Source organism: Rhodococcus sp. T7 (assembly GCF_009872365.1).
Lineage (GTDB): Bacteria > Actinomycetota > Actinomycetes > Mycobacteriales > Mycobacteriaceae > Rhodococcus_F.
In genome coordinates this window covers 1-4,864 of sequence record NZ_WXYH01000136.1, presented here as the reverse complement: position 1 = coordinate 4,864, position 4,864 = coordinate 1, and the positions used below count along the sequence as shown (strand labels likewise).

Below are 4,864 nucleotides of genomic sequence, written 5' to 3'. Positions count from 1 at the left end.
GTCCAACTGTCACGCGGATATCTACGCCGTCCAGGCCTGACGGCCGAACGCTTTGTGGCGAGCCCGTTCGGAAACGCAGGCGAACGGCTGTACCGGACCGGCGACGTGGTCCGGCGCCGCGAGGACCGGGCTTACGAATACCTCGGTCGGAGCGATTTCCAGGTCAAGATCCGCGGTTTCCGGATCGAACTGGGGGAGGTCGACGCAGCGTTGGCTGCGCATCCCGATGTTGAATTCGCCGCCACCATGGGGCGCGAGCTGGTGCCCGGAGCGACCTCGCTGGTGTCGTACGTTCTGCCTGTCGCAGGCGCGGAGATCGACACTGCGATGCTGCTCGAGTTCGTCGCACAGGAACTGCCCGGCTACATGGTTCCTGCCGTGGTGTCGGTGCTCGACGAAATCCCCCTCACGCCGGTGGGCAAGTTGGATCGGGCAGCCCTCCCTGCTCCGGTTCTCGCGGCAGCGCAATTCCGAGCACCGACGACTCCGGTCGAAGAAATTGTGGCGGGAGTTTTCGCTGAAATTCTCGGGGTCGAGCGTGTCGGACTCGACGATGACTTCTTCGCGTTGGGCGGCAACTCGCTGATCGCAACCCAGCTGATCGCACGGTTGGGTGCGGCTCTGGACGCACAGATCCCGTTGCCGGCCTTGTTCGAGTCGTCCTCTGTGGAAGCACTGGCGGCCGCCGCGGAGTCGCACGCGGGTCTCGGTGGCAGGAAGGCTCTGAAGGCCGGCCCGCGTCCGGGGCGGGTGCCGTTGTCGTTGGCGCAGTCTCGGATGTGGTTTTTGAATCGGTTCGAGCCTGGTTCTGCGGTGAATAATATTCCGGTGGCGATTCGGTTGTCGGGGTCGTTGGATGTGGCTGCGTTGCAGGCGGCGGTGGCGGATGTGGTGGCGCGGCACGAGTCGTTGCGGACGGTGTATCCGGAGATCGATGGTGTGGGTTTTCAGGTTGCGGTTCCGGTTGCGGATGCTGTTCCGGATCTGACGCCGGTGCGGGTGGCCGAGGGGGTGGTGCTGGACCGGGTGGTGGACCTGATGTCGGCTGGGTTTGATGTGACGGCGGGGGTGCCGGTGCGGGCGGCGTTGTTCGAGGTGTCGCCGGCTGAGCATGTGTTGGTGTTTGTGGTGCATCACATTGCGGCGGATGGTTTTTCGATGGGTCCGCTGACGCGGGATGTGATGTCGGCGTATGTTGCGCGGACGCAGGGGCAGGTGCCGGGTTGGGGTCCACTCGAGGTGCAGTATGCGGATTATTCGTTGTGGCAGAGGGAGGTGCTCGGTAGCGAGGATGATCCGGAGTCGTTGATCTCGCAGCAGGAATCGTATTGGGTGTCGGTGCTGGCCGGTCTTCCGGATCAGCTGGATTTGCCCGTCGACAAGCGGCGACCAGCCTATCCGTCGTACACGGGCAACTCGGTGACCTTCACGATCGCGCCGCCGACTCATCGTCGTATCGTCGAGTTGGCCCAGGACAGTAATTCGTCGGTGTTCATGGTGGTGCATGCGGCGTTGGCGGTGTTGTTGTCGCGTTTGTCGGGTAGTGATGATATTGCGGTGGGGACGCCGATTGCGGGTCGTGGTGAGCAGGCTCTTGATGATGTGATCGGGATGTTCGTCAATACTTTGGTGTTGCGGACGCGGGTGGTTCCGGGTGGGAGTTTTGCGGATCTTCTGGCGGGGGTTCGTGAGGGTGATCTGGGTGCTTTCGGGCATGCGGATGTGCCGTTCGAGCGGTTGGTGGAGGTGCTCAATCCTGAGCGGTCGACGTCGCGTCATCCGTTGTTTCAGGTGGCGTTGGCTTTCGAGAATCTTGGTGGGTCGTCGTTCGAGTTGCCCGGGTTGACGGTCAGCGCAGTCGAATTCGATACCCACGTTGCGAAATTCGATCTCTCGGTGACGCTCCGGGAAAATCTCTCCGCAGACTCGGCTGCGGCGGGTTTGGTGGGGCAGTTCACGTATGCGACGGATTTGTTTGATGAGTCGACTGTGGTGTCGTTTGTGGATCGGTTTGTGCGGGTTCTCGAGGCTGTGGTTGCGGATCCGGGTGTGTTGGTGGGTGATATTGAGGTGTTGTCGGGGGATGAGCGTGCGGTGTTGACGCATGTTCATGGTGGGGGTGTTATGCCGGTGCGGTTGTTGCCGGATGTTTTGGCTGCGGGTGTGGGTGTGGATCCGGATGCGGTGGCGGTGCGGGTTGGGGGCCGGTCGGTGTCGTATCGGGAGCTTGATGAGCGGTCGTCGCGGTTGGCGCGGTTGTTGATTGGGCGTGGGGTGGGTCCGGAGTCGGTGGTGGCGTTGGCGTTTCCGCGGTCGTTCGAGATGGTTCTCGCGGTGTGGGCGGTGGCGAAGTCGGGTGCTGCGTATGTGCCGGTTGATCCGGGTTATCCGGTGGAGCGGGTTGGTTTTTTGTTGAGTGATTCCGGTGCGGTGGTGGGGTTGACCGGGAGTGGGTTTGTGGATCGGTTGCCTGGTGGGGTGCCGTGGTTGGTTGTTGATGATCCGGCGTTGCTGGCGGTGTGTGAGGGGTTGTCGGGGGGGCCGGTTGCTGATGCGGATCGGGTGTCGCCGTTGCGGTCTGCTGATGTGGCGTATGTGATCTATACCTCTGGTTCGACGGGGTTGCCGAAGGGTGTGAGTGTCACTCATGCGGGTCTCGGGGGTGTGTTGGAGAGCGCTGCCGGGTTGTATGGGGTGAGTGCGTCGTCGCGGTTCCTGCATATTTGTTCGCCGAGTTTCGATCCGTCGGTGTTGGAGTGGATGGCGGCGTTCTCGGTGGGTGCGCGGTTGGTGATTGTGCCGCCGTCGGTTCTTGGTGGGGCGGAGTTGGCGGGGTTGATGCGTGATGAGGGGGTGACGCACACGATTGTCACTCCGGCAGTGTTGGGCACGGTTGATCCGGTGGGGCTCGAGAAGCTCGAGGTTGTTTCTGTTGGTGGTGATGTGACGACTGCGGATTTGTTGGCGAAGTGGGCGCCGGGTCGCAGGTATTTCAATGGGTATGGTCCGACGGAGACGACGATCATTTCGTCGTTTGCGGAGTTGTCGGCGGGTGGGCCGGTGACGGTGGGTCGGCCGATTTCCGGGATGTCGGCGTTGGTGCTTGATTCGCGGTTGCGGCCGGTGGTTCCGGGTGCGTCGGGTGAGTTGTATTTGGCTGGTGGTGCGTTGGCTCGGGGGTATCACGGTCGGGCGGGTTTGACGTCGGAGCGGTTCGTGGCGAATCCGTTCGGTGAGTCGGGTTCGCGGTTGTATCGCACTGGTGATGTGGTGCGGTGGACGGCGGATTTGATGCTCGAGTATGTGGGGCGCTCGGATTTTCAGGTGAAGGTGCGTGGTTTCCGGATCGAGCTCGGTGAGATCGATGCGGCGCTCGCTGTGCATCCGAGTGTGGGGTCCGTGGTCACGGTTGATCGGGAACTCACTACCGGTGCAACGGTTTTGGTGTCGTATGTGGTGCCGTCGTCGTCGGCTGTGGTGGATTCGGTGGAACTGGCGGATTTCGTGGGGGCGTCGTTGCCGGCGCATATGGTGCCGTCGGCGGTGGTGGTGCTCGATGCGTTGCCGTTGACGGTCAACGGGAAGGTCGATCGGAAGGCTCTGCCGGAGCCGGTGGTGCAGGCGCGGGTGTTCCGGGCGCCGCAGGGTCGGGTCGAGGAGATCGTCGCGGAGGTGTTCGCCGATGTGCTCGGGGTGGAGCGGGTCGGTGTCGATGAGTCGTTCTTCGCGCTGGGTGGGGACTCGATTGTCTCGATTCAGTTGGTCTCGCGGGCGAAGGCGCGGGGTGTGGTGTTCTCTCCGCGGGATGTGTTCGAGCGTAAGACTGTCGCCGGGTTGGCTGAGGTCGCGGTCCTGACCGAGGATGCGGTGGCGGTGGTGCTCGAGGAGTTGCCCGGTGGTGGTGTGGGGTGGATGCCGTTGACCCCGATCGGGCGGTTCATGGTCGGGCGTGGGGGCGGGTATTCGCGGTTCTCGCAGAAGTTGACGGTGGAAGTGCCGGCGGGGATCGATCGGTCGGGTGTGGTGGGCACGATCGCGGCGGTGGTGGATCGTCACGACATGCTGCGGTCACGGTTGGTCGAGGATGATCGTGGGTGGGGTCTCGAGGTCGTCGAGCCGGGTGCGGTCGATGTCGACGGGTTGGTGCATCGGGTCGAGGTGGGTGTCGGCCTGTCCGGGGGGGCGGTGTCGGATCTGGCGTCTGCGGAGTTCGATGCGGCGTTGGGTCGGTTGGATCCGGGCGCGGGTGTGATGGTGCAGTTCGTGTGGTTCGACTTCGCGGCGGCGGCGGGTGAAGATCCGCGGCCGGGGTTGTTGCTGGTGGTGGCGCATCATCTGGTCGTTGATGGGGTGTCGTGGCGCATTGTGGTGCCGGACTTCGTGTCTGCGTGGGTGCAGCTCTCGGGTGGTCAGGTGCCGGTGTTGGCTCCGGTGGGGACGTCGATGCGCCGGTGGGCGCATGCGCTGGTCGAGGAGTCCGTCGCTGGGACGCGGGTGGCGGAGTTGCCGCTGTGGCGGTCGGTGCTCGAGGGTCCGGATCCGGTGTTGGGGGTGCGTGCGCTCGATCCGGTGGTGGATGTGGAGTCCACCGTGGAACGGGTTGAGGTGGTGGTGTCGGCGGAGGTGACGGCGTCGTTGTTGACGTCGGTGCCGAGAGTGTTCCGTGGTGGGGTCAATGACGGGTTGTTGGCGGCGTTGGCGTTGGCGGTCAGTCGGTTCCGTCGTGAGCGCGGAGTGGTGGTGCCGTCGACGTTGATCCAGCTCGAGGGTCACGGCCGTGAGGAGGCGGTGATTGCGGGGGCGGATCTGTCGCGGACGGTCGGGTGGTTCACCAGTGCGTTCCCGGTGCGGTTGGATATCGGTG

1 protein-coding gene is annotated in these 4,864 nt (G+C 63.8%); it reads left to right on the top strand.

Going from position 1 to position 4,864, the window contains the following annotated elements:
• Positions 1 to 54: 54 nt before the first annotated feature.
• Positions 55 to 4,864, top strand: a 4,810-nt coding sequence (locus MLGJGCBP_RS15945) for a non-ribosomal peptide synthetase (protein ID WP_268960748.1), incomplete at its 3' end; no start/stop codon positions are given.